This window comes from Streptomyces sp. NPDC048106 (assembly GCF_040706415.1).
In the GTDB taxonomy this organism is placed as follows: domain Bacteria; phylum Actinomycetota; class Actinomycetes; order Streptomycetales; family Streptomycetaceae; genus Streptomyces.
On record NZ_JBEZND010000033.1, the window covers coordinates 13,724 to 36,185 of the forward strand.

The 22,462-nt window shown below is 71.6% G+C and carries 18 protein-coding genes; 4 read left to right on the forward strand and 14 right to left on the reverse strand.

Annotated elements, in window-relative coordinates; translation table 11 throughout:
- Nucleotides 1-17: 17 nt before the first annotated feature.
- The 10 genes from AB0927_RS28395 to AB0927_RS28440 all read right to left on the reverse strand — a co-directional run bounded on the left by AB0927_RS28395 (nt 18) and on the right by AB0927_RS28440 (nt 10,740).
- The gene (locus AB0927_RS28395; RefSeq protein ID WP_366670588.1) at nt 18-1,448 is read right to left on the reverse strand and encodes an NtaA/DmoA family FMN-dependent monooxygenase; all 1,431 of its coding nucleotides are present in this window, start codon (nt 1,446-1,448) and stop codon (nt 18-20) included.
- 233 nt (nt 1,449-1,681) lie between these two features.
- Nucleotides 1,682-2,935: an acyl-CoA dehydrogenase family protein gene (locus tag AB0927_RS28400; RefSeq protein WP_366670589.1), complete on the reverse strand. Its 1,254-nt coding sequence runs from the start codon at nt 2,933-2,935 to the stop codon at nt 1,682-1,684.
- Nucleotides 2,932-4,662 (reverse strand): ABC transporter ATP-binding protein, encoded by a 1,731-nt coding sequence (locus AB0927_RS28405; RefSeq protein ID WP_366670590.1) that lies wholly within the window; start codon nt 4,660-4,662, stop codon nt 2,932-2,934. The genes AB0927_RS28400 and AB0927_RS28405 overlap by 4 nt, the downstream gene beginning before the upstream one ends.
- Entirely contained in the window at nt 4,659-5,534 is an 876-nt protein-coding gene (locus AB0927_RS28410) for an ABC transporter permease (protein WP_366670591.1), read from the reverse strand. Before AB0927_RS28410 ends, AB0927_RS28405 begins: the two co-directional genes overlap by 4 nt.
- Nucleotides 5,531-6,535 carry an ABC transporter permease gene (locus tag AB0927_RS28415; protein WP_366670592.1) on the reverse strand — a complete coding sequence of 335 codons (1,005 nt, stop codon included), beginning with the start codon at nt 6,533-6,535 and terminating at the stop codon, nt 5,531-5,533. Before AB0927_RS28415 ends, AB0927_RS28410 begins: the two co-directional genes overlap by 4 nt.
- A 13-nt stretch (nt 6,536-6,548) precedes the next feature.
- The gene (locus tag AB0927_RS28420) at nt 6,549-8,195 is read right to left on the reverse strand and encodes an ABC transporter substrate-binding protein (protein ID WP_366670593.1); all 1,647 of its coding nucleotides are present in this window, start codon (nt 8,193-8,195) and stop codon (nt 6,549-6,551) included.
- On the reverse strand, nt 8,192-9,625 hold the full coding sequence (locus AB0927_RS28425) for an NtaA/DmoA family FMN-dependent monooxygenase (protein ID WP_366670594.1): 1,434 nt from the start codon (nt 9,623-9,625) through the stop codon (nt 8,192-8,194). The genes AB0927_RS28420 and AB0927_RS28425 overlap by 4 nt, the downstream gene beginning before the upstream one ends.
- A complete protein-coding gene (locus tag AB0927_RS28430; protein WP_366670595.1) occupies nt 9,622-9,822 on the reverse strand; it encodes a hypothetical protein in 201 nt (66 codons plus the stop codon). Before AB0927_RS28430 ends, AB0927_RS28425 begins: the two co-directional genes overlap by 4 nt.
- 50 nt (nt 9,823-9,872) lie before the next feature.
- On the reverse strand, nt 9,873-10,427 hold the full coding sequence (gene ssuE / locus AB0927_RS28435; RefSeq protein WP_366670596.1) for an NADPH-dependent FMN reductase: 555 nt from the start codon (nt 10,425-10,427) through the stop codon (nt 9,873-9,875).
- A gap of 223 nt (nt 10,428-10,650) precedes the next feature.
- The gene (locus AB0927_RS28440) at nt 10,651-10,740 is read right to left on the reverse strand and encodes a putative leader peptide (RefSeq protein ID WP_351891410.1); all 90 of its coding nucleotides are present in this window, start codon (nt 10,738-10,740) and stop codon (nt 10,651-10,653) included.
- 344 nt (nt 10,741-11,084) lie between these two features.
- Between AB0927_RS28440 and AB0927_RS28445 the strand changes: the two genes are divergently transcribed.
- From AB0927_RS28445 to AB0927_RS28455, 3 genes are all read left to right on the forward strand, one after another.
- On the forward strand, nt 11,085-11,993 hold the full coding sequence (locus tag AB0927_RS28445) for a LysR family transcriptional regulator (RefSeq protein WP_366670597.1): 909 nt from the start codon (nt 11,085-11,087) through the stop codon (nt 11,991-11,993).
- 92 nt (nt 11,994-12,085) lie between these two features.
- Entirely contained in the window at nt 12,086-12,952 is an 867-nt protein-coding gene (locus tag AB0927_RS28450) for a GNAT family N-acetyltransferase (protein ID WP_366670598.1), read from the forward strand.
- A gap of 181 nt (nt 12,953-13,133) precedes the next feature.
- Nucleotides 13,134-15,035: a BTAD domain-containing putative transcriptional regulator gene (locus tag AB0927_RS28455; protein ID WP_366670599.1), complete on the forward strand. Its 1,902-nt coding sequence runs from the start codon at nt 13,134-13,136 to the stop codon at nt 15,033-15,035.
- Between the two features lie 133 nt (nt 15,036-15,168).
- Here the strand turns inward: AB0927_RS28455 and AB0927_RS28460 are convergent, their stop codons facing one another.
- Nucleotides 15,169-16,983 (reverse strand): asparagine synthase-related protein, encoded by a 1,815-nt coding sequence (locus AB0927_RS28460; RefSeq protein ID WP_366670600.1) that lies wholly within the window; start codon nt 16,981-16,983, stop codon nt 15,169-15,171.
- 266 nt (nt 16,984-17,249) lie between these two features.
- On the opposite strand from AB0927_RS28460, the gene AB0927_RS28465 reads away from it, so the two are divergent.
- Nucleotides 17,250-17,435, forward strand: a complete 186-nt coding sequence (locus AB0927_RS28465) for a hypothetical protein (RefSeq protein ID WP_366670601.1) — start codon at nt 17,250-17,252, stop codon at nt 17,433-17,435.
- A gap of 48 nt (nt 17,436-17,483) precedes the next feature.
- Here AB0927_RS28465 and AB0927_RS28470 read toward each other — a convergent pair whose 3' ends face one another.
- The 3 genes from AB0927_RS28470 to AB0927_RS28480 form a co-directional block, all read right to left on the reverse strand.
- Nucleotides 17,484-20,549: a BTAD domain-containing putative transcriptional regulator gene (locus tag AB0927_RS28470; protein WP_366670602.1), complete on the reverse strand. Its 3,066-nt coding sequence runs from the start codon at nt 20,547-20,549 to the stop codon at nt 17,484-17,486.
- Nucleotides 20,550-20,846: 297 nt separating this feature from the next.
- Nucleotides 20,847-22,121: an MFS transporter gene (locus AB0927_RS28475; RefSeq protein ID WP_366670603.1), complete on the reverse strand. Its 1,275-nt coding sequence runs from the start codon at nt 22,119-22,121 to the stop codon at nt 20,847-20,849.
- 119 nt (nt 22,122-22,240) lie between these two features.
- Nucleotides 22,241-22,441: an MbtH family NRPS accessory protein gene (locus AB0927_RS28480; RefSeq protein ID WP_366670604.1), complete on the reverse strand. Its 201-nt coding sequence runs from the start codon at nt 22,439-22,441 to the stop codon at nt 22,241-22,243.
- Between the last annotated feature and the right edge of the window lie 21 nt (nt 22,442-22,462).

Consider the following 22,462-nt stretch of genomic DNA (forward strand, 5'->3'; position numbering starts at 1 on the left):
CTTCCCGGCTTCCCGGATCAGTGGCTGGACGTGAGCGCGGTCCGCTCCGCCTCGGCCCAGCTACGCGGACCGTTCGTGAAGGCACCGCGGTAGCGGGCGGCCGGGTGGCGCTCGGAGAGCCGGTCCCGGCCGAACAGCTTGCGTCGCAGGGTGCCCTCGCCGTACTCGCTCTGGGCGAGGCCGCGTTCGCGCAGCACCGGCAGGACCTTGTCGGCGAACTCCTGGAAGGAGCCGGGGATCACCCAGTTGACGACGTTGATGCCGTCGACACCGGCGGCCTGCCACACCTCCAGGGTGTCGGCGATCTGCTCGGGCGTGCCCACGACGACGGTTTCCTTGAGCCGCTGGATGGCCAGGTCGCCGACGGTGGGCTCACGGTCGGTGATGTGCTGGCGCAGGTGCTCCAGGAAGCCCTTGGACGTGTTGGTGTCGATCAGGCTCAGCGGAGTGTCGGCGGGGTAGACGCGGCCGGCCTTGTCGACGATCGCGGAGTGCGCGGAGTAGCCGTCGTGGCTGACGTACTGCTGGTACCACCGGAACTTCTCGCGGGCCTCGGCCTCCGTGTCGCCGATGACGAAGGAGAGCCCCTGGTGGAAGGTGATGTCGCGCGGGTCGCGGCCGTACGACGCCGCCAGCGTCCGGGTCTCCTCGATCTGCCGGCGGGCGATCTCCGGCGTCGGAGCGATGAGGAAGACGGCCTCGGCGTTGCGCGCGGCGAAGTCGCGGCCGGGACCGGAGGAGCCGGCCTGGAAGAGCAGCGGCGTCCGCTGCGGCGAGGGGGCCGGGAGGAACGGCCCTTCGACGCGGTAGCGCGGCGAGGAGTGGAAGATCTTGTGGATCTTGCTCGGGTCGGCGTGCCGGCTGCCCTCCTTGTCCTGGACCAGTGCGTCGTCGTCCCAGGAGCCCTCCCACAGCTTGTAGGTCACGTCGACGAACTCGTCGGCCCAGCGGTAGCGCTCGGAGTGGTCCTCCAGCGCCTCGTGGCCGAAGTTGCGGTAGCCGTTGTCCTGGGTGCCGGTGACGATGTTCCACGCGACGCGGCCCTTGGAGATGTGGTCCAAAGTGGTCAGCTGGCGGGCGAAGTTGGTCGGGTGCTGCTGGAAGACGTTGCTGGTGACGGCCAGGCCGATGTCCCTGGTGTGGGCGGCCAGCGCCCCGACGAGCACGGTCGGGTCGTTGCTGGGAATCTGCAGGCCTTCGTTGACGTAGACCGAGTAGTCGGCTTCGGCGTCGCCGTAGAGGCCCACGACGTCGGCGAAGAACATCGAGTCGAACTTCGCCTCCTCAAGGAGCTTGGCGAGGTGGATCCAGGTCTCGACGTCGTTGAAGTTGTGCTGCCGCGCGTCCGGGCGGCGCCACTGGCCGTGGTGGATGTGGCTCGTCGTGTTCATCACGAAGGCGTTGAGGAAGAGGCGCTTGCGTTCGACGGGTGCGGTGCTGACGGTCATGAGCTACTCCTGTGCGGGCGACACGTGCGGTGTCGTGGGTGCGAAGCGGTGGGGGTCGGCGGACTCCTCGGACGGGGCGGGGCGGATCAGGTCCGGAGGGTCCGCGGGGTTGCCGGGCCGCGCGTCGTCGGGCCGTGCGTCGCCGGGCCGTGCCCGGTTCCCGTGGGCCGGCCGTCCTCCGCGCCGGCCGGCGCGGAGGACGGCACGGAGGACGGGGAGCCGCTCGGTCCCGTTCATCGGCCGCTCGCCTCGTTCGACCGCGCGGTCCGCCAGGTGCGGGTGACCCACTCGCGCGGCGAGGTGCCGTTGAGCGCCGCGTCGCCCACGATGGTCTGACGGTGGATCACCGGGTTGTGCGAGGCCAGCGTGCGGGCGTTGCGCCAGTGCCGGTCGAGCCGGAAACGCTCGGTCACCGCTGACGCGCCGCCGACCTCGAAGATCTCCGTCGTCAGGTCGAGCACGAGCTCGATGACCGCCGTCTGCGCCGCGAAGGCCGCGAGGTCCGCGGCGTCGAAGAGCTCGGGGGTGGCTCGGTGCGCGAGCTGGGCCCGGTGCACCCGGTCGAGCTCGTCCACGGCGGCCAGGGTGGTCGCCGAGGCGCTGAAGGACTTCGAGCGGACGCGTCCGACGACCTGCTGGACCTGCGGGTCGAGCCCCGGCCGGGGGTACAGCGGGTTGCTGAGGTTGCGTCCACGCTGGTTGACGAAGGCGACGATGTCGCGGACGGCCGCCCGCGCGACGCCGGCCAGCGTGGCGAGGTGGACGAGCTGGAAGACCGCGTGCAGCGTCGTCCCCGGCAACTGCCCGACCGGGTGGACCGCGACGTCCTCGGGTGCGATGCGCACGTCCTCGAAGATCGTCGTGCCCGACCCGGCCAGGCGCTGGCCGAAGCCGTCCCAGTCGTCGATCCGGCGCACCCCCGGGGCGCTGGTCGGCACGAGGACGTCGGCGCTGTGCTCGGCGTCGAGCGTCGCGGTGGTCTGGATCCAGTCGGCGAAGAGGCTCCCGGTGGAGTAGAACTTCCTGCCGCTCAGCAGCCAGTCGTCGTCGCCGGAGCCGGCCGGGCGGACGGTGGTGGCGTGCTGCCAGAAGGAGCTGTTGCCCTGCTCCGACTGGGCGTTGCCCACGACGGCGCCTTCCGAGATCCGCCGCAGCCAGCGCTCGCGGACCTCCCGGTCCTCGTGCACCAGTCGCGACTCGACGAAGCCGATGTGGCCCCGCCAAAGCTGCGGAAGGTTGGAGTCGGCCTCGGCCAGTGCGATGAGCAGACGGAAGAACTGCGGCAGGGTCGCGCCGAGCCCTCCGAACTCCACGGGCACCCGGACCCGGCCGAAGCCCGCCCCGCGCAGCGCCTTCACCTCGTCGTACGGCAGTCCGCGGTCGGCCTCGCGGTCGAGGGCACCGCGGGCGATCTTCTCGAAGACCGGGCCGAACCGCTCCCGCAGCTCCGTGTCGGTAATCCCTCCGCCGAGGGTGTCGCCGCTCATGGCTGCGAGATCCGGGGCAGGGCGGTGAGGAGCCGCTGTGTGTAGTCGTGCCGCGGCCGCTCGAAGACGTCGTCCGCGGTGCCCGACTCGACGACCTTGCCGTCCTTCATCACGAGGATCCGGTCGCTCATGTGGTGGATCACTCCGAGATCGTGGGAGATGAACAGGTAGGAGACGCCGAGTTCGTCCTGGAGGTCCGTGAGCAGGTCGAGGACCTGTGCCTGGACGGAGACGTCGAGGGCCGACACCGGCTCGTCGCAGACGATGACGCCGGGCTCCGGTGCCAGTGCCCGCGCGATGGCGACGCGCTGGCGCTGGCCGCCGGACAGGCGCAGCGGGGCCGCGTCGAAGTGCTCCCTGCGCAGCCCGACCTGCTCCAGGAGCCGGACGGCCCGTTCCCGCGCCTCGGTCCGGGAGGAGGGAGCGGTGGGGCCGGTGGCCAACGCGTCCGTGAGGATGCGTCCGACCGGCCACCGGGGGTCGAAGGAGCTCAGCGGGTCCTGGTAGACCACGCCGATCCGGGGGCGCAGCGGGCGGCGCTGTGCCTGGGTGAGGGTCGACCACGGCCGGCCGTGCAGCAGTACCTCGCCGGCGGTCGGGCTGATCAGGGACAGGGCGATCCGTGCGGTGGTGGTCTTGCCGGAGCCGGACTCGCCGACGATGCCGAGTGTCTCTCCCTGGAAGAGCTCGAAGGAGACGTCATCGACGACGGTACGGTCGATCTTGTCCGGGCCGGTGTAGACCTTGGTGAGACGGCGGGCGTCGAGGACCGGGAGACCGCGGTCGATCGCCTTGCGGGTGCGGGATGAGGGAGCGGCGGCGGCGCCGGGCGCGGGCTTGACCAGCCGCTGGCCGCGGGTGTGCGCCGAGGGCACCGCGTCGAGCAGCGCCTGGGTGTAGGGGTGCCGCGCGTGGTACAGGATCTCGTGCGCGGGGCCCTGCTCGACGATTCCGCCGTCCTTCATCACCGCGACGTCGTCGGCGAGGCGGGCCACGACGGACAGGTCGTGACTGATCAGGATGATCGCCTGGCCGCGTTCCTTGGCCTCGATGAGCAGGTCGAGCACCTGGGCCTGGATGGTGACGTCGAGGGCCGTCGTCGGCTCGTCGGCGATGAGCAGCGGCGGGTCCAGGGCGATCGCGCTGGCGATGAGCGCGCGCTGCCGCAGGCCGCCGGACAGCTCGTAGGGCCGCTGACGCGCCTTCACCTCGGGTTCGGGCACGCCGACCGAGGCGAGGAGTTCGATCGCCTTGGTCCTGCGCGACGCCTTGGTGCCGACGCCGTGGAGTTCGAGCGGCTCGGCCACCTCGTCACCGACCTTGCGGAGTTGGTCGAGGGAGACGAGGGCGTCCTGGAGGACGAAGCCGATCTCCTTGCCCCGGATCCCGCGCCAGGCGCGCTCGCTCCGGCGGGTGAGGTCGAGGTCGCCGATCGTCATCCGGTCGGCCGTCACCCGCGCGTCGCCGCCGGTGAGGCCGACGAGCGCCCGGGCGGTGACGGACTTGCCGGAGCCGGACTCCCCCACGATCGCCAGGCAGCGCCCAGGGTGGGCGGAGAAGGAGAGGCCGTGGACGACCTCGCGGTCGCCGAAGCGGACGCGGAGTTCCTCGACGGCGAGGAGCGGCGTCTGGGCGGCCGGCGCGGCGGAGCGGCGGGTCGCGGCGGTCTCGTCGGTGCCGGTGCCGGAACCTCCGGCTGTGTGGCCGGTGCTCAGCGAGAGGGTCATCGGGCCGCTCCTTCCAGTCGCTGTTGGATCGCCCGGCCGAAGGTGGTGACCGCGATGGCGAAGAGCACGATCACGAGGCCGGGGAGGACTTCGAGCCACCACTGGGTGGTGATGTAGTTGCGTCCGGAGTCGAGGAGCGCCCCCCACTCGGGGTTGGGCGGCGGGACGCCCAGGCCGAGGAAGGCCAGGGACGAGGCCCACACGATGGACTGTCCGACGCCGAGGGTGACGACCGCGACCAGCGGGCGCATGGCGTTGGGGAAGAGGTGGTGGAGCAGGACCGTGCGCCGGCTGTGGCCCAGGGCGTGGGCCGACTCGATGTACCCGGCCTGGCGCACGTTGAGCACCTGGCCGCGCACCATGCGGGCGTAGCCGGGCATGGAGCTGATCCCGACCGCGAAGATCGACGTCTTGGCCGAAGGCCCGAAGACGGAGATGACGAGCAGTGCCGCGAGCAGTGACGGGAAGGCGAAGAAGACCTCGAGGACGCGGGTGATGATGGTGTCCACCAGGCCGCCGGCGAGCGCCGAGACGAAGCCGAGCACGATGGCCAGGCCCATGGCGATCGCGGTGGCGCCGAGGCCGATCCCGAGGGAGAGCCGGGTGCCATGGACGACCCGGCTGAAGACGTCGCGGCCGGCCTCGTCGGTGCCGAAGAGGTGGTGCCACGACGGCGCGGCGAGGGCGTCGGTCAGTTCGATGTGGGTCGGCGTCGTGAAGGCGAGCAGGCCGGGCGCGATCGCGGCGAGCACGACGAGCGCGATGAACACGGCCGACAGGGTGGTGCCGAGGCCCGGGCGCCGGCGCACGGCCCGCCGGGGCTCGGCCGCCTCCGCGCTGACCGGGTCGGGGCTGAGCGAGACGGTGGTCATGAGGCACGCAACCTTGGGTCGATGACGGTGTAGGCGAGGTCGACGAGGAGGTTGGCGACGATGTAGAGCGCGGCCACGACCACGACGACGCCCGCGACGGTCGGGACGTCGCGCGTGCTGACCGCGGTGTTGAGCACCGTGCCGATACCGGGCCGCCCGTAGATGTTCTCGACGATGACCGCGCCCGAGACCAGCGCGCCGAGTGCCCAGCCGGACAGGGTGACCGCCGGCAGCACGGCGTGCCGCAGGGCGTGCTTGAGGCGTACGGCGGTGTCGCTCATGCCGCGGGTGCGGGCGGTGGTGACGAAGGGCTGGTCGAGGACCTTGTCGAGTTCGTCGCGGATGACCTGTCCGAGGAAGCCGCTGAGCGGGATCGCCAGGGTGAGCACCGGAAGGACGAGGCCCGAGGCCCCGGATCCGCTGATGACGGGGAAGGCCGGGATCTTCACCGCGAGGACCACCAGCAGGATGACGCCGACCCAGTAGTGCGGCAGGCTCGCGGTGAACGCCTCGAAGACCGAGCCGAGTCCTTCGACGGCCCGGCCGCGTTTCACGGTGAGTAGCGAGACCGCGAGCGCGATCGCCCAGGCCACGGCGAGCGCCGAGACGGTCAGGACGAGACTGGGCACGATCTGGGCGCCGATCACCTTCGTGACCGGCGTGTACTGCGTGTAGGACGTGCCGAGGTCGCCTTCGAAGAAGCCGCCGATGTAGTGCAGCCACTGGGAGAACAACGGGTGGTCGAGGCCGAACTCGTGCTTGACCGGGGCGAGTTCGGCTGCGGAGTAGTTCTGTTGCTTGCCGTTGCGCATGTTGAGGATCGCCGTGGCGCGGTCGCCGGGGATCAGGATCTGGGCGATCCAGGCCAGGGAGGCCGCCGCGAGGAGCACGACGACCGCCGAGACGATCTTGACGGCGGCCCCGCGGGCGACCCGCGCGGTCGCCCACGCGGGTCGCCTCGGCGTGGCGAGCGGCGCCGGGTCAGGGGTGATGGCAGTCATGGCAGACCTCGAATCACTGCTTGCCGGTGAAGTAGGCGTCGGAGAAGACCGGTTCGCCCTGGCTCTTCTCGACCCAGAAGCCGTGCAGCTTGTCCGAGACGGCGATCAGCGTGTTCTGGGTGTAGAGCCCGACGCCGGCGGCCTCGTCGTCGATGGTTTTCTGAGCCTGCTCGTACTGGCCGAACCCGGCGGTGGTGTCGGTGTTCGTGTTGGCCTTGTCGATCAGCCGCGTGAGCGCCGGGCTGTTGTAGAACGACTGGTTGTTGCCGTTCGGGTTGTCCTTGGTGGACTCGCGCCAGACGATCCAGAGGATCGCCGGGCTGGGGCTGGTCCAGTACGACGCCTGGGCGTCGTAGCCGTCGGGGCCGCTGTACTTGCCGCCCCATGCCTCGGCCTGGGTGGCGGGGACGAGGGTGACGGAGAACCCGTTCTGCTTCCACTGCTCCTGCAACGCCTGAAGGACGGTCGCGCCCTCGCTGGTGAACTCGTAGCCGGCTCCGTAGACGAGCTTGACCTTGAGCTTCCGCCCGTTCTTGGCGTAGATCCCGTCCGCGCCCTTCGTCCAGCCGGCCTGCCGCAGCAGTCCGGCGGTCTTGTCCGGGTCGTAGGGGTACGGGTCGGTGCCGAGGTAGCCGGGGGTGGACTGGGAGACCGCGGGATTGGGCTCGTACGGGATCACGCCGTGGAAGCCCGCCTTGACGGCCGCCTTGCGGTCGGCGGCGTAGGCGAAGGCCTGGCGGACGAGCTTGTCCGTGAAGGGGCCCTTCACGGTGTTGAGGTAGAAAGAGACCGGGTGACCGGGGGTGATGTAGCGGATCGTGTCCTTGAACCTGGATTGGGCGTCCTTCCAGTTGACGGTCGGGATCTCGTAGGCCACGTCGGACTGGCCGGTGGTGAGCGAGGCGTAGCGCGAGGTGCCGTCGGCGACGAACTTCCAGTCGATCTCGTCGACGTACGCCGGGCCGTGGTGCTTGGCGGTCGCGGGCCACGACGTGTAGCCGGGGTTCCTCTTGAAGACGACGTTCTGGCCCTTGTTCCACTTCTCGACCGTGAACGCGCCGGAGCCGATCGGCTCGTCGCAGTTCTGTTCCTTGGTCCGCGTCTTGAGCGCGTGCTCGGACTGGATGCCGAAGTAGCCCTGCGTGATCACGCGGAGGAACTCGGGGTAGGGCTTGTTGAGATGAATGGCGACGTGGGTGCCGTCGACCGCCTCGGCGCTCTTGTAGTACGGGTCGATCGACACCTTGGCCGTGCCGTTGAGGTCGCTGTGCTCGAACTGCTCGAAGTTGTAGGCGACGGCCGCGGCGTCGACCGGGGTGCCGTCGGTGAACTTCACGCCGTTCTTCAGGGCGAAGGTGTAGGTCCGTCCGTCGGCCGAGGTCTTCCACGAGGTGGCCAGCCACGGCTTCACGGTGCCGTCCTCGTCCTCGGTCACGAGGGCGTCGAGGACCTGGCGGGAGATGTATGCCTGCTGGATCCAGCCGCCGAAGATGCAGGGCGGTTCCTGGACGTGCGCGTAGGTGATGGTGCCGCCCTGGACGGGCTTGCCGTCGGCGCCGCCGGCCGCACCGCCGTTGCCGCCGCAGGCCACCAGCGAGATGCCCGCGAGCACGGTGCCGGCGCAGGCGACGGCGAGACGGGGACGGGTGAAGGAGGTCATCTGCCGGCTTTCTGTTCGAGGTGGGGCGTGCGGTCGGGGTCCGAGATGCCCTCGGGACGAGGGAGGTTCCTGCCGCCGCGGTAGCGGGTGGCGGGGTGGTTGGGCGGGAGCCGGTCGCCGCGGCCGAAGATGCGGTCGCGGAGCGACTCGGACTCGTCGTAGGAGGCGCGCAGCCGGCCCCGGTCCCACAGGACGGGCACGACCAGCTCGATGAAGTCCTTCGCCGTGTCGAAGGTGTGGTACTGGAGCAGGTTGATGCCGTCGAGGTCGAGGTCGTCGAGCCAGTGCTCGATCGCGTCGGCCGCCTGCTCAGGGGTGCCGACGACCGACAGCGGGTGGCGGGAGATGTCGCCGAAGCCGGCGAGGAACTCACCGACGGTGCCGTCGGAGCCGGGCTGCCGCCAGCGGCCGGCACGCCCGTGCTCGACGGCGACGTCGGCGAGCCGGGTCTCGGGCGGGAGCGTGGTCGGGTCCCACGGGAGTCCGGCGTGCGCGAGGTAGCCCTCGGGGTCGGAGAGCTCCTGGAAGCGGGCGGCCTTGGCGCGCGCCTCCTCCTCGGTCGGCGCGACGATGACGCCGGCGGTGGTGATCACCTTGAGGTCGTCCCGGGTCCGGCCGGCGTCGACGGCGGACCGCTTGAGTTCGTCGACGAGCCGCTTGATCACGTCGGGGGTGCCGCCACCGGTGAAGACGACCTCGGAGTGCCGGCCGGCGAAGGCGATGCCGTCGGCCGACTGGGTCGCGGTGAAGAGCACCGGGGTGCGCTGGCGACTCGGGCTGGGCAGGTGGGGGCCCTCGACCTGGAAGTGCTTGCCGACGTGGTCGATCGGGCGGATCTTCGCCGGATCCGCGAAGACGTTGTGCTCGCGGTCGGCGACGATCGCGTCATCGTCCCAGCTGCCCTCCCAGAGCTTGTAGAGCACGTCGAGGTACTCGTCGGCGATCTCGAACCGGGTGCTGTGCTCGACCTCGTCCGGCAGCCCGTGGTTGCGGGCGGCGTTGGGCAGGTAGGACGTGACGACGTTCCAGCCGACGCGCCCCTTGGTGAGGTGGTCGAGCGTGCTCGCCCGGCGGGCCCAGGCGAACGGCGGCTCGTACGTCGTGGAGAAGGTGATTCCGAAGCCGAGGTGCTTCGTCACGGCGGCCATGGCCGGCACGACGACGGCCGGGTCGTTGTTGGGGATCTGGAGCCCCTGCCTGATGGCGGTCCGCGCCGAACCGCGGAAGGTGTCGTACGTGCCGACCACGTCGGCGAGGAAGACGGCGTCGAAGCCGCCCTTCTCCAGAAGCCGGGCCAACTCGGTCCAGTACTCGATGTCGTTGAACCGCTCGCGGTTGTTGTCGGGCAGCCGCCACAGGCCGTGGGTGATGTGGCTGACGCAGTTCATCTCGAAGAGGTTGAGGACGAGTCGCTTCTTGCCTGTGGTCACGCGAACGCCCCCTGCGGGGTCTGTGCGCGGGCCGCCCCGTCGAAGGCGTCGCGGTGACGGGCCTTCCGGGCGCCGGGCGGCAGGTCGCCCGGGGTGGCGGGGACGTCGGTGAGGGCTGTGCCGCCGAGGGCGGACTGGGACTCAGCGGGCTCGTCGGCGGAGCGCGGCGGCCGAGCCGGTGGCTGGGTGCGGGACATGGGGTCCTTCGGGGAGGCGCTGTGGTCTTGTCGGGGGTCCGGCCCGGGAATCACGCCGCGGCGAGGGCGTGATGGCGGGCGGTGAGCGCCGCCGAGAAGGCGTCGGCGACCCGGTAGACCTCGCGGGCGGTGTCCTCCTGGACGGTGACCGCGCCGTCCGGGTCGACCGAGATGTGCTTGTCGACCACGAACCAGCCGGGCAGCACGTGTTCGGCGCCCATGGAGGTCAGCACCGGCCGCAACGCGTAGTCCACGGCCAGGACATGCGCCGGACTGCCGCCGGTGGCCAGCGGAAGCACCGTCTTGCCCGCGAGGGCGTACTGGGGCAGCACGTCCATCAGGGTCTTGAGCAGGCCGGAGTAGGCGGCCTTGTAGACGGGTGTCCCTATCACCACGCCGTCGGCCTCCTCGAACAGCCGGGTCGCGGCCTGGATCGCGGGGTGGCCGAAATCAGCCCCCAGCAGCGCCTCGGCGGGCAGCGTGCGCACGTCGAACGGGACCACCTCGTGTCCCTGCCCGGCCAGCCGCGCGTCGAGGTGGCGCAGCAGACGGCCGGTGCGGGAGGTCGCGGACGGGCTTCCGGAGACGGAGAGCACGGTGGGCATGAGGACTCCTTCACAGAGGGCGAGGACGGCGGCGCGCACGGGGACGCCGGCCGTGGGGTGCCGTCCCGCACCGACCGAGTCGGCGGAAACAGGCAGGTGACGGTTGCGTGGGGGAGGAGAGAGAAGAGATGCCGGACCCGCGGAACGTCAGGAAGGACGCCGCACGACAGTGGGCAGGCGGAACCTGGAGGTCACAGCGAAGAGTGCGAGAAGAAGGGCTCGCTCAGCGGGCGGCGCGAGGCGAACAGAGGCCGCTGGACACACGCACAAGGTCGACATGGCGTCGCCGCGTGAGGTCCTTGCGCTGATTCATGGGGTGGATTTAAGCAGATGATGGGCCAAGTGGTCGAGGCTGCCGCTGCCAAGGATCGGTGATGCCTTGATAGGGCGACCCTTGCACCTGGACCCAACTGCCGTTCCAGGACTGCCTTTTCCCCCTTCACGGATCCGGTGTGGCCTGTTGGGCGCCGCCGCGTCGATCTCGTGCGCGTCTCCAGTTCCCGCTGGGGACGCGGTCGTTGAGGAGGCGTTCCGTCCTCCGGGCTTCCAGGCTCCCCGAGGCGAGGAGACAGGGAAAGCCTGTCAGTCGCAGGCCATCGAGCGCCGTGCGGCCGCCGCAGCGGAGCGCTCCACGACGGTTGATAGGGTCCCCCTTCCATGCGGATCGAACAGCTCGAATATCTCCAGACAGTCGCCCGGCTCGGCTCCCTGCGCCGCGCCGCGGAGGCACTGCACCTGTCACAGCCCGCGCTCAGCGAGACCGTCCGCAATCTGGAGCGCGAACTCGGCGTCGGGCTGCTGGACCGCCACCGCTCGGGAGCCCGCACCAGCGACGCCGGCCGCGAACTGCTGCCGCACGTCGCCGCGGTACTGGAGGCCGTGGACCGGCTGCGCCAGGCCGCCGACCACCAGCACCAGGTCAGCCGGATGGTCAGGCTCGGCACGGTGCATGCCGCGACCGTCCCGCTGCTCGTCCCCGCCGTCCGGGACTTCCGCGCCGCACACCCGCGGACCCAGGTCGAAGTGGTCACCGCCCAGCAGGTCGACATCCACCGGATGCTCGCCGAAGGCGGCCTCGACCTCGGCCTCGTCAACTACCTCACCGGCGACGACCTGCCGCCCGACCTGGACTCCACCCAGCTCCTGCGCGGCCGCCCCGTCGTCTGCCTGAGCCCCGACAGCCCGCTGGCCGCGCACTCCGCCGTCAGCATCGACGCCCTGCTGGGCGAGCCGCTGATCGTCATGCGCGCCGGTTACGTGATGCACCGCTACATACACCGGCTGCTGCGCGGCCGTACCCCGGTCTTCTCGTACTCCACCGACGGGGCCGAGATGGGCAAGCTCATGGTCGCCGAAGGACTGGGCGCCACCGTACTGCCCGACTTCAGCGTCATCGGCGACCCGCTGGAACGCAACGGCGTGATCACCTGGCGTCCGCTCGCGGACGCGGAGAAGGACACGGAGGTGGTGATGGTCGCGGAGCGCCGCCGCTCCGGTTCGTACGCCCGTGCCGTCCGGGATCTGCACGACATACTGCTGGAGCGGGCGCGGCTCTACCAGCGCTGACACCGCCGCGGCCGGGCCTGCGGGCTTCGACGGCTCGCGCTCGGTCGGTTAATCGGTTGCACGCCACCGGGACGGGGTGTCAGATCCCGGCTATGACGATTGCGCTGAGTACGCCGACGGCCGACGGGGTGCGCGAGGCCATGGCGGCGCTGCGGAAGTGGCAGCACGACGAAGCGCCGATGCAGCTGCATTCCGGGGACATCGGCTGGAACTACCGGTTCGGAACGGCCGAGACGGCCGCGGCGGTCCGGACCTGGAGCCGGGACGGACGGATCCTCGCCGTGGGGATGTTGGATTCGCCGACGCTGGTGCGGATGACGGTCGCTCCCGACGCCTTCCGGGACGAGGACTTGGCGCGGCGGCTCGTCGAGGACTTCTCGCTTGCCGAGCGCGGCGTGCTGCCGGAAGGAACGGTGTCCGTCGAGGCGCCGCGGGGCCTGCTGCTCCACGACCTGCTGACCGAGGAGGGCTGGGGTGTCGACGAGCCGTGGACGCCGCTCTTCCGCGACCTCGCCGAAGCGGTGGAGGACCCCGGCGTGCGGATCGAGGCGATCGGCCTGGAGCAGGCAGAGGACTTCGCCCACGTCCTGCGGTCCGCGTTCGACACCACGAGGCCCACGCGCGAGTACCGGCACGGGATGTCCGCGGGACCGTTCCACGCCGACGCCCGTTGCCTGGGTGCCTACGACGACCGGGGCAATCCCGTGGCCGTGGTGACGGTGTGGTCGGCCGGCCCGGGAAAGCCGGGCCTGGTCGAGCCGATGGGCGTCCACGCGGACCACCGCGGCCGCGGCTACGGCCGCGCGATCACCGTCGCCGGCGCGGCCGCCCTGCGGGAGATGGGCTCGTCGAGCGTGCGCGTGTGCACACCGAGCTCCAACGTCGGCGGCGTCGCGACGTACAAGGCGGCCGGCTTCACGGCGCGACCGGAGATCGCCGACCGGATCCGAAAGGCCTGACGCCGGGGTCTCCGCGTTGCCCCCGCGGCCCACCGGCCCGCTTCCAAGGTGATCTTTTCGGTCGCATCGATCGGCACGTTGACCAGCCGTAGATCGGCATCTGTCAGGCTCTGGCCCGCCCCGATCGCAGTATCGCGACTGTCAGAGAATCGGAAGTTCACAGATGGCACGTTGTGACAACGTGGAAGCAGATCCCCGCGCGGGCGTGCGCGACGTCGAGTTCAAGCTGCTCGGTCCGCTGGAGGTCTGGAGCGGGGCCGACCGGGTGAATCCGGGCGGTGCCAAGCAGCGCCAGATCCTGGCGACTCTGCTGCTGTGTGCCAACCGGGTGACCCCGATCTCCCGGCTGCTCCAGGCGGCCTGGGAGGAGGAGATGCCTCTCACAGCCACCAACCAGGTCCGCAAGATGGTGTGGGACCTGCGGCGCAAGCTCCCGGCGGGAGGCCGGATCGTCACCGAGCCACCCGGCTACCGGCTGGTGCTGCGGGACGAGCAGTTGGACGCCCGGCGGTTCGAGACGCTGCTCTCGCGCGCCGAGGCGGCAGTCGCCGAGGGCGGTGCCCAAGCCGCGATCGCCCACCTCGGCTCGGCACTGGAACTCTGGCGGGGCAGGGCGCTCGCCGGCATGACCGGCTCGGTGCTCACCTGCGCCGGCCGGGACCTCGACGAGCGCCGGCTCGTCGCCACCGAGCGCTGGATCGACCTGCGGCTCTCGTGCGGCGAGGCCCGGGCCCTGGTGCCGGTCCTGCAGTCGCTGGTCGCCGAGCACCCCCTGCACGAGACGCTGCGCGAACGGCTGATGCTGGCCCTCTACCGCATCGGTCGGCGGGCCGAAGCGCTCGACGTATTCGCGCAGGGGCGTGCCGGGCTCCTCGAACTCGGCATCGACCCCGGCGCCGCGCTGGCCCGGTTGCAGGAACGGATCCTGAACGACGATCCGGAGCTGCTGCTTTCGGAGCAGGGCCGCAGCGGCGGCGAGACGGTCGTCCTCACGGCACCCGAGCCGGTCCCGCGCGTCAACGGCATGCTGCCCTACGACCTCCCGGACTTCACCGGCCGGCAGAAGGAAATGGACGCTCTGGCCCGCTTGGCGGCCGGTGTCTCGCACCGGGCTCCCCTCCTGGTCACCGTCAACGGCATGCCCGGGGTCGGCAAGACCGCCCTCGCGGTGCGCGCCGCCCACCGGCTCGCCGGCGCGTTCCCCGACGGCCAGCTCTTCGTCGACATGCGGGGCTTCACCCGCGAGGGCGGGCCACTGCCGCTGGCCGACGCGCTGCGCCGTCTGCTGCTCTCGCTCCGGGAACCGGCGCGGGACATCCCGGACGACCTCGACGGCCGCCTGGCCATGTGGCGCCTGAAGGTGGCCGGGCGCCGCATCCTGCTGGTGCTGGACAACGTGTGCGACACGGCCGCGATCCGGCCCCTGCTGCCCAGCACCGGTGGCTGCATGGTCGTGGTGACCAGCCGGGTGATGGTCAACGACCTGGACGGCGCCGTGTCGCTGCCGGTCGGACCCCTGCCGGAGCAGGACGCGATGGACCTGCTGGCCGAGATCATCGGAAGCCGCCGGATGGACGACGCGGAGGAGGCGCGCACCCTGGTGAGTCAGTGCGGCCGGCTTCCGCTGGCCGTCCGGATCATCGGCACCCGGCTCAACAACCGCCACTCCTGGACCCTGGCGTACGCGACCTGGCGGCTGCGTCGGGAGAACCGGCGCCTGCGGGAGCTGTCGCTGGCCGATCGCGGTGTCGCCGACGAGTTACTGCTCTCCTACCGCCGGCTGCGGCCCGATCAGCAGCGGATGCTGCTGATCCTGGGCACCGTCGCCTCCGGGGGATTCGACAGCCGTACCGCCGGGAGCCTCGCCGCCGTCCCGGTCGCGCGGGCGGAGGAACTCCTCGAGGAACTGGTGGACGCGTGTCTGCTCCTTCCCCTGCCCACTCCTGGCCGCTACCACCTGCACGAACTGGTACGGAGTTTCGCCCTCGCCCAGGCCGCCGCGCCGGGGGACGAGGAGGCTCCCCCGGCGGCGTTGGCGCACCTGCCGGTGCCCGGCGACCGGTCCGGCTGCCGCTGTGCCTGAGCAGGCCGCAGGGTTCAGCGGGCCGCCGTCGGCTCACGCGGCAGGGTGTGCCGAGGCACACCGGCGCGAAACCCGGAGGGTGTTCCGGCCGGACCGCTCACCCCGCTGACCAGGACTGCCGCGTGGATGGGGGTCACAGACTCAGGCGGACGCGCAGTCGGCGCATCCAGGCGTCGACCTGGAGGATCATTTCGACGTCGGCCCGGCCGAACCATCCGCCGCGGTCGAGCAGGCGCGGGTCGTCGGTGATCGCGGTGGCACGGTCGATGTCCAGCAAGGGGCGCACCGGCGAGGTCGAGTCGTCGAGCACGCCTCGCAGCCGGCCGAGGAGGAAGGACTTGTACCGTTCGTCATAGACGTCCGGGTAGGTCGACTTGATCCGGTTCAGTACCGAGGGCGGTACCAGGTCTTCGGCGATCTCCCGTAGCTGGCTCTTGGTGCGGCCGTCCACGAATTTCAGCTCCGGGGGGACGTTGTACATGAAGGAGTAGAGCGCGTGATCGGCGAAGGGGAAGCGCAGGTGCAGCCCCGCCGCCGTGCCGAGCCGCTCGGCGTGCAGCACGGTCTGCTCCAGCAGGCGGCCGGTGGTCAGATGGTCCACTTGCCGGGCGGCCCGGCGGGCCGGTGAGTCCGTCGGCAGGGTCGGCGCCTCGGCCAGAGCGGCCCGGAAGGCCCGGTCCAGATAGCCGTCGACGTCGACGGAGCGCAACAGCTCGCCGCTGAAGAGGCCGCTGCCGATGCCGTACGGGACGCCGAAGCGGCGGGACTGTTCCAGCCAGGGGAAGGTGCGCAGTTCCTCCAGTGGGTCCAGCTCGCCGTACGGGCCGCCGAACATGGTGTCGGCGGCCTCCCCGCTCAACGCCACCGGCACCCGCTCGGCCGCACGTCGGCTGAGGAGATAGGGCGTGACGTTCCTGTCGCCGAAGGGCGAGGGATAGTCCTTGGCCGCGAGCACCTCCGCGAGGGTCACCGGATCGCAGACGTCCGCCACCTCGACGAAGGCGTCGTGGTGTTCGCAGTCCCAGAAGCGGACGACGTCCTCGATGAAGGGAAGGTCCGGTACCTTGGCCGTGCTCCGGGCGAACGCCGCGGTGAAGGTGACGGCCCTGCGCTTCGTGCCGCCGGCGGCCAGCCCGGTCAGCAGGCTGGAGTCGAGGCCGCCGGACAGCAGGACCGCCGGCTCGTGGCCGTCGATGTCCCTGGCGACGGAGTCCCGCAGCAGTTCGTCGGCGCGGGCGATCGTCGTTTCCGGGTCCAGGACGTGCTCGCGGGCCTCCAGCGTCCAGTACCGGTGTGTCTGCGTCCGGTCCACGGCGATGCGCACCAGGGAGGCCGGCGGCACCTCACGCACGCCGCGCAGCGCGCCGTGTCCGGTGCGGCGCAGCTGGGTGACGACGGCGCACACGCCGTCGGAGTCGAGTTCGGGGGTCACCAGCCGATGCCCGGCGATAACGGCCAGATCGGAGGCGAAGAGTGCTCCGTCCGCGGTGGGCAGCCAGCTCAGCGGCTTGACGCCCAGCCGGTCACGCCCGAGCAGCAGTTCACCACGGGTCGCGTCCCACACCGCGAAGGCGTACGCACCGTCCAGGTGCCCGGCCACCGACGCGCCCCACCGCAGGTATCCGCGCACGATCACCTCGGAGGGCGACGGCGGTGACCCGGCGGCCGTCCCCGTGCCGCCGACGGCGGCCCAGACCTCGGCGGCGTTCTTGAGATAGCCGTCGCAGACCGCGACCGCGACCGTCCGGCCGTTCTCCGCCACCACGGCCGGCCGTTCGGAGCCGGTCCAGGCCGGGTCGGTGCGCTGGATCAGGGCCGCGTGCCGCTCAGTCCAGGTGTCGGCGGTCCGACGGCCCCGTACGACCAGGTCGGACGACATCCGGGCCACTGCCGCGTGTTCTCCCGACAGGTCCCGTGCGTGATCGACCCATCCTGCGATGCCTGACATCCGACGCCTCACCTCGGTCGTAGCCGCACATGACGGCCGTCAGACTAGGTTCGGCACATACCGGATCGGCCCCCATCCGGATTCCGTCCATGGCCACGGACGGGGCCGGAGAAGGAACGCGGAAGGAATCGCCAGGGCATACGACTCCCCGGTTGCCGCACCGCCCGGTGGCAGTTCGAAGCGACGTAGATCAGACGTCGATCCCCGAGTGATCACCGCTTGTAAGAATCGGCAACAACCAACTTCGCTTCGCACAAGGGGATTTCATGACCAGCAGCGACACACGAGAACGCCTCTGGGTACGGGCCGTGGTGGCCGGTGCCGGCCTGATCGCCGTGCTGATCGGCAGCGCGGCCACCGCGGCCTCGGCGCCGAAGCAGCACGACACTCAGCTCACCGTGGCGTGGAACAGCACCGGCTCGGACTACAATCCGCCCAATCCCGAGGTGTAGGAAGGGCTCGACGCCCACCTGGACGCGGGAAGGCTCGGGGGAACGGGCTCAGGCGGATTCCTCGACCGGCACCTCCAGCCGTCCCTCCAGCAGCGCTGCCGCCTCGGCCGCGTCCGGCAGACCGAGCCGCGAGAACAGCGCGTAGGCCTGCTGCCACCGGTCGCGCGCCTGCGAGCCACGGCCCAGGTCCGCGAGGATCCGGCCCAGGACCATCAGGGCGTTGCCCTGGTCTCGTTCGGCGTCGATCTCCTCGCACTCCGCCAGTGCCCGCTCGCCGTGCGCGAGGGCCCGCGCCGGGGAACCGCCGGCGCGCAGGCTGTCGGCGAGACGGTAGCGGGCGTGCGCCGCCCTGAGGCGCAGACCGGCGTGCTCGGCCACCGTCAGGCACGAGCCGAACCAGGTCACCGCTTCCGTGTAGTCGCCGAGTGCGTGCAGGGCGAGACCCAGAACGTACATCGCGTACGCCCGCCCCGCCTCGTCCTGCCTGTACACCGGGCTGTCCAGCACCTGACGGCACATCCGCGCCGCCTCCGCGGCGCGCCCGCCGCGCACCCGGGCCAGCGCCGCGTTGACCGTGGTGGCGACCTCCCCGGCCCGGTGACCGAGGTGGCGGGCGAGCACGATGGCCTCCTCGAAGTGGTGGATCGCCTCGTCGTAGCGCGAGAGGTACTGCATGATGAGCCCCAGGTCGTTGAGTACCTGGCGCAGGATCACCGTGTCGCCGACCTCGCGGCAGGCCGCCACCGCCGCCCGCGCCTCCGTCTCGGCCTCGCCCAGCCGGGTCGCCGCGAGCGCGATGGTGCAGCGCAGAAAGCGCGCACGGCCCTCGGCCCTGCGGTCGCCGCTCGCCATGGACGCGCGAACCAACACGTCAGCGGTCGCGGCGAGTTCCGCGTACCGGGTGTCGAGGTCGAACGGGCTGAGCGCGATGAGCAGATCGATGGCGTGCCGCAGCCGCTCCCCGGCCGTCGAGTCGCTCTGTGCCGCGGGACTCTGCGCCGCCGGCTGCGCGGCCACCTGGGCCGCGAGAACACGTGCGCCGTCCGCCTCGGCCCGGACCCACGCCTGCGCGGCGGCGAGATCGGCGAAGCCGGGAACGGCCGCGGCCGGGGAGCCGAAGGCGTCGGCTATGGGGTCGTAGGGCACAGCCTGCTGGAATGCCCGGCAGGCCGTCGCCAGCAGAAAGGCGAGCAGCCGGTCCCTGGCGACCACTGCCTCGTCCGGCTGCTCGTGCGCCGACTTGCGCCGGGCGAAGGAGCGGAGCAGATCGTGGTACTGGTATCTGCCGGGCACCGTCGATGCGAGCATGCGGGTGTCGACCAGGGTTTCGAGGAGGTCTTCGGCGGTGGCCTCGTCGACCGCCAGCATCGACGCGGCGGCGGCCACCCCGATGTCCGCGCAGTCCGCGGCGGCGAGCAGCCGGAACGCCAGCGCCTGCTGCGCCGAAAGCTGGCGGTAACCGAGTTCGAAGACGGCTTCCACCGTCAGCTCACCGATGCGGAGCTCGTCGATGCGCCGCCACTCCACGGCGAGCCGCTCGTTCAGGCTCGCTATCGACCACTGGGGCCGGGCGGCCAGCCGTGCGCCCACGATCCGTACCGCTAACGGCAGAAACCCGCATGCCTCGACCAGGCCGAGGGCCGCCGCATGCTCCGCGCGCACCCGCTCGTCGCCGATGGCCCGGCCCAGCAGGCGCACGGCCTCCGCGCTGTCGAAGACGTCGATGTCGGCCTGGACGGTCACCGGCAGCCCGGCCACCCGGGTACGGCCGGTCACCAGCACGGCACAGCCGGCCGCGCCCGGCAACAGCGGGCGCAACTGCCGGGTGTCGCGGACGCTGTCGAGCACGATGAGCAGTCGGCGCCCGTCGACCATCGACCGGAACAGGGCCGCCCGGGCCTCCAGATCCTCCGGCAGGGCCTCGGCAGTGACCCCGAGCGCGGCGAGGAAGGTGGCCAGGACGACTTCGGGCGCGCTCGGCACGTCGTCGCCGCCGTGCAGGTCGGCGTACAACTGCCCGTCCGGAAAGGCATCCCGCACCCGGTGCGCCACATGGAGTGCCAGTGCCGTCTTGCCGACGCCGCCCATGCCGGCCAGCACCACCACCGCGGGGGTGCGGCGACCGGTCTCGCGCAGGGCGTCACCGATGGCCGACACCAGCCGCTCGCGCCCGATGAAGTCCGGTTCGCTGGGGGGCAGTTGCGCAGGTCGCGGCAGGGACCGCAGTACGGCCGGGCGCTCGGGCCCGGCGACGGATTGCGGCCCGTCCGGGTCCGGGGTGCCCGGCGGAGCAGCGTCCGCTCCCGCGTCCTGCGCGGGGGCGGGAACCCGCCGGTCGGTCCGAGCGGGCGACGGCAGCAGCGCCGGGTCCCTCTGCAGGATGCGCCGGTGCAGTTCGGTCAGGTCGGCGCCCGGCTCGACACCCAGCTCGTCGACGAGCACCTGACGGGCGCGACGGAAGACGGCGAGCGCGTCCGCCGCCCGGCCCGCCTGGTACAGCGCGCGCATCAGGAGCGCGTACGGCCGTTCACGCAGGGGGTTCTCGGCGGTCAGCTCGGTCAGCTCCAGCACGCACTGAGCGGAGTGGCCGAGGTCCAGTTCGTACATCAGGCGCTGTTCGAGCAGGGCGATCCGCAGTTCGCCGAGGCGCCGGCGCTGACGCTCCGCGAACGGGCCGGGTATGCCCGCCAACGGCACGCCCTGCCACAGGGCGAGTGCCTCGGCGAGCAGACGACGGGCGTGCTCGGACCGTCCTTCGGCACCCGCCCGCTCCGCCTGCGCGGCGAGCTCCCCGGCGCGCAGCGCGTCGATCGACTCGTCCGGCACCGCGAGTCGGTAGCCGTCCCCGCAGGAGACCAGCACCTCGGGCGCCGCCACGTCGGCACCCAGTGCCTTCCGCCACCGCCAGGCATAGGTGCGGACCGTGGACATCGCCCGGCCCGGCGGCTCCTCGCCCCAGAGCGCTTCGGTCAGCTCGGCGCCCCCCGCGCTGCGTCCCGGGCGGAGCAGCAGTGCGGCCAGCATGGCCTGCTGTTGCGGATACCCGACCGCCAACGCGGTGTCACCCCGGCGAACCTGCAGCGGCCCCAGCACCGAGAATCGGAGATCCGCCATATGCATGCATGACTCTTTTCCTGTCGCGTCGTCCGTGTCCGGATTATCAGATGGTGGGACAGGGTGTGTCGACGAGGATCCGGCACGCGGCCCGCGCCACTCGCCGGGCACCGCTCCGGACCGCCTTCACTCTGTCTCCAGCAGGCGAACACGGTTCGAACAGCCACTTTCCACCTCCCCCACCAGAGATGATGCACCTTTCACCGAACCCGGGCACGGAGGCCGGGACTATGGAGAGTACTCACCGAACACCTGTCCGCTCGTTCGCGACGCGCCGGTCGCCGAGCGTGGCCGGCGTCAGCGTCCGTGCGCCGGCACTGTACTCTCGGGGCCTTGCGGATCGACGACGTCGGCCGTGGGACTTCCGGCGTCCAGCTCACGCCAGACCGGGAAGAGCAGCGGGAAGAGCATGACGACCAGGTAGCAGCAGCCGAAGGCCGCCAGCACTCCGGTCAGTCCGATCCGGTCGAGCAGCAGACCCGCGGCCAGGGTCCCGACCGGGAGCGCCGCCAGTGCTCCGGCCACCACCAGGCCGAAGACCCGACCGCGCAGCCGCTCGGGCACCCGCTGGTAGGCGACCGTGGTCATCAGCGGCATCAGCACCCCGGAGCCGAGCCCGCAGACCGCGAGCGCGGGGAGCAGGACGGCCGGAGGCGGGGCCCACGCCAGCAGCAGGAACCTGGGCGGGCCGACCAGGGTGAAGGCGAGGACGAAGACCGCGCGGCGCGGCAGCCGGTGACCGATCCGCCCGTAGAGGGCGGAGCCGGCCAGCGCGCCGGCGCCGGCGGTGGTCAGCAGGGTGCCGAGCAGGGCGCTGCTGTGCAGTACCCGCTGGCCGTAGGCGGGATAGAGCACACTGTTGAGGCCGCCGTCCATCGCGTTGGTGAGCAGCAGCATCCCGACCATCGCACGGACCAGGCGGTCCCGCCGCAGCCCGCGGAAGCCGGCCGCCAGACTGGCGAGGTAGCCGTCCGACGCGGGCCCCCCGGACACGGCCGGCCTGTGCGCCGGAACCAGCAGGCCGACCAGCACGGCGGAGAGCAGCAGCGCGGACGCGTCGGCGGCGAGGACCGGGACCGGACCGGTGGCCGCCATCAGCAGACCGGCCAGCGGCGCTCCGGCCATGGTGCCCAACCGGCGGGCGGCCTCGATGGCACCGGTTCCGCGTTCCACCGGTGTACCGACCCGGCGCAGCACGTCGGCCAGCAGCAACTGCTTCGCGGTGTCGGCCGGGCCACGGGTCAGCCCGGCCAGCAGGGCGAGGAGCAGCAGCAGGGGGAGCGTCAGGCCGACCGTCAGGTGGGCCAGCGGGATCAGGCCGATCGCCACCGCGGTGGAGGCGTCCGCGCCGACGCTCGCCGCGCGGGCCGGCAGCCGGTCGACCAGCGGGCCGCCGAAGACCGCCGACAGCAACAGGCCGAGCGTCTCCGCGACGGCCACCGCGGCGGTGTCGGCGCCGCTGCCCGAGCTCTGCAGCACGAACCAGGGCAGGGCCAGTACGGTCACTGCGAGCCCGAGCGAGGAGATCGCGCTGACGCCGACCAGGGTGAGGAGGGGCAGACGGTTGGTCACGGTACCTCCACTGCGGTGCAGCGGGTCGGTGGAAGCGGGGAATTTGGTGGGTGGGTGGGTCCGCCCCGCCCCGCCGTGGGCGCGGCGGGGCGGGGCGGGGCGGACCCACCCGGCCGGGGTCAGCCGGTCGTGGCCATCGCGAGGCGCAGGCTGCGCGGGCGCATGTCGGTCCAGACCTGCTCGATGTGGTGGAGGCACTGCTCCTTGCTGCCGCGCACACCCACCTGGTGCCAGCCGTCCGGAGCGGGGCGGTCGGCCGACCAGAGGGAGTACTGCTCCTCGTCGTTGACCAGGACCTGGTACTCGGGGGAAACGGTCATGTGACTGCCTTTCGTGACAGG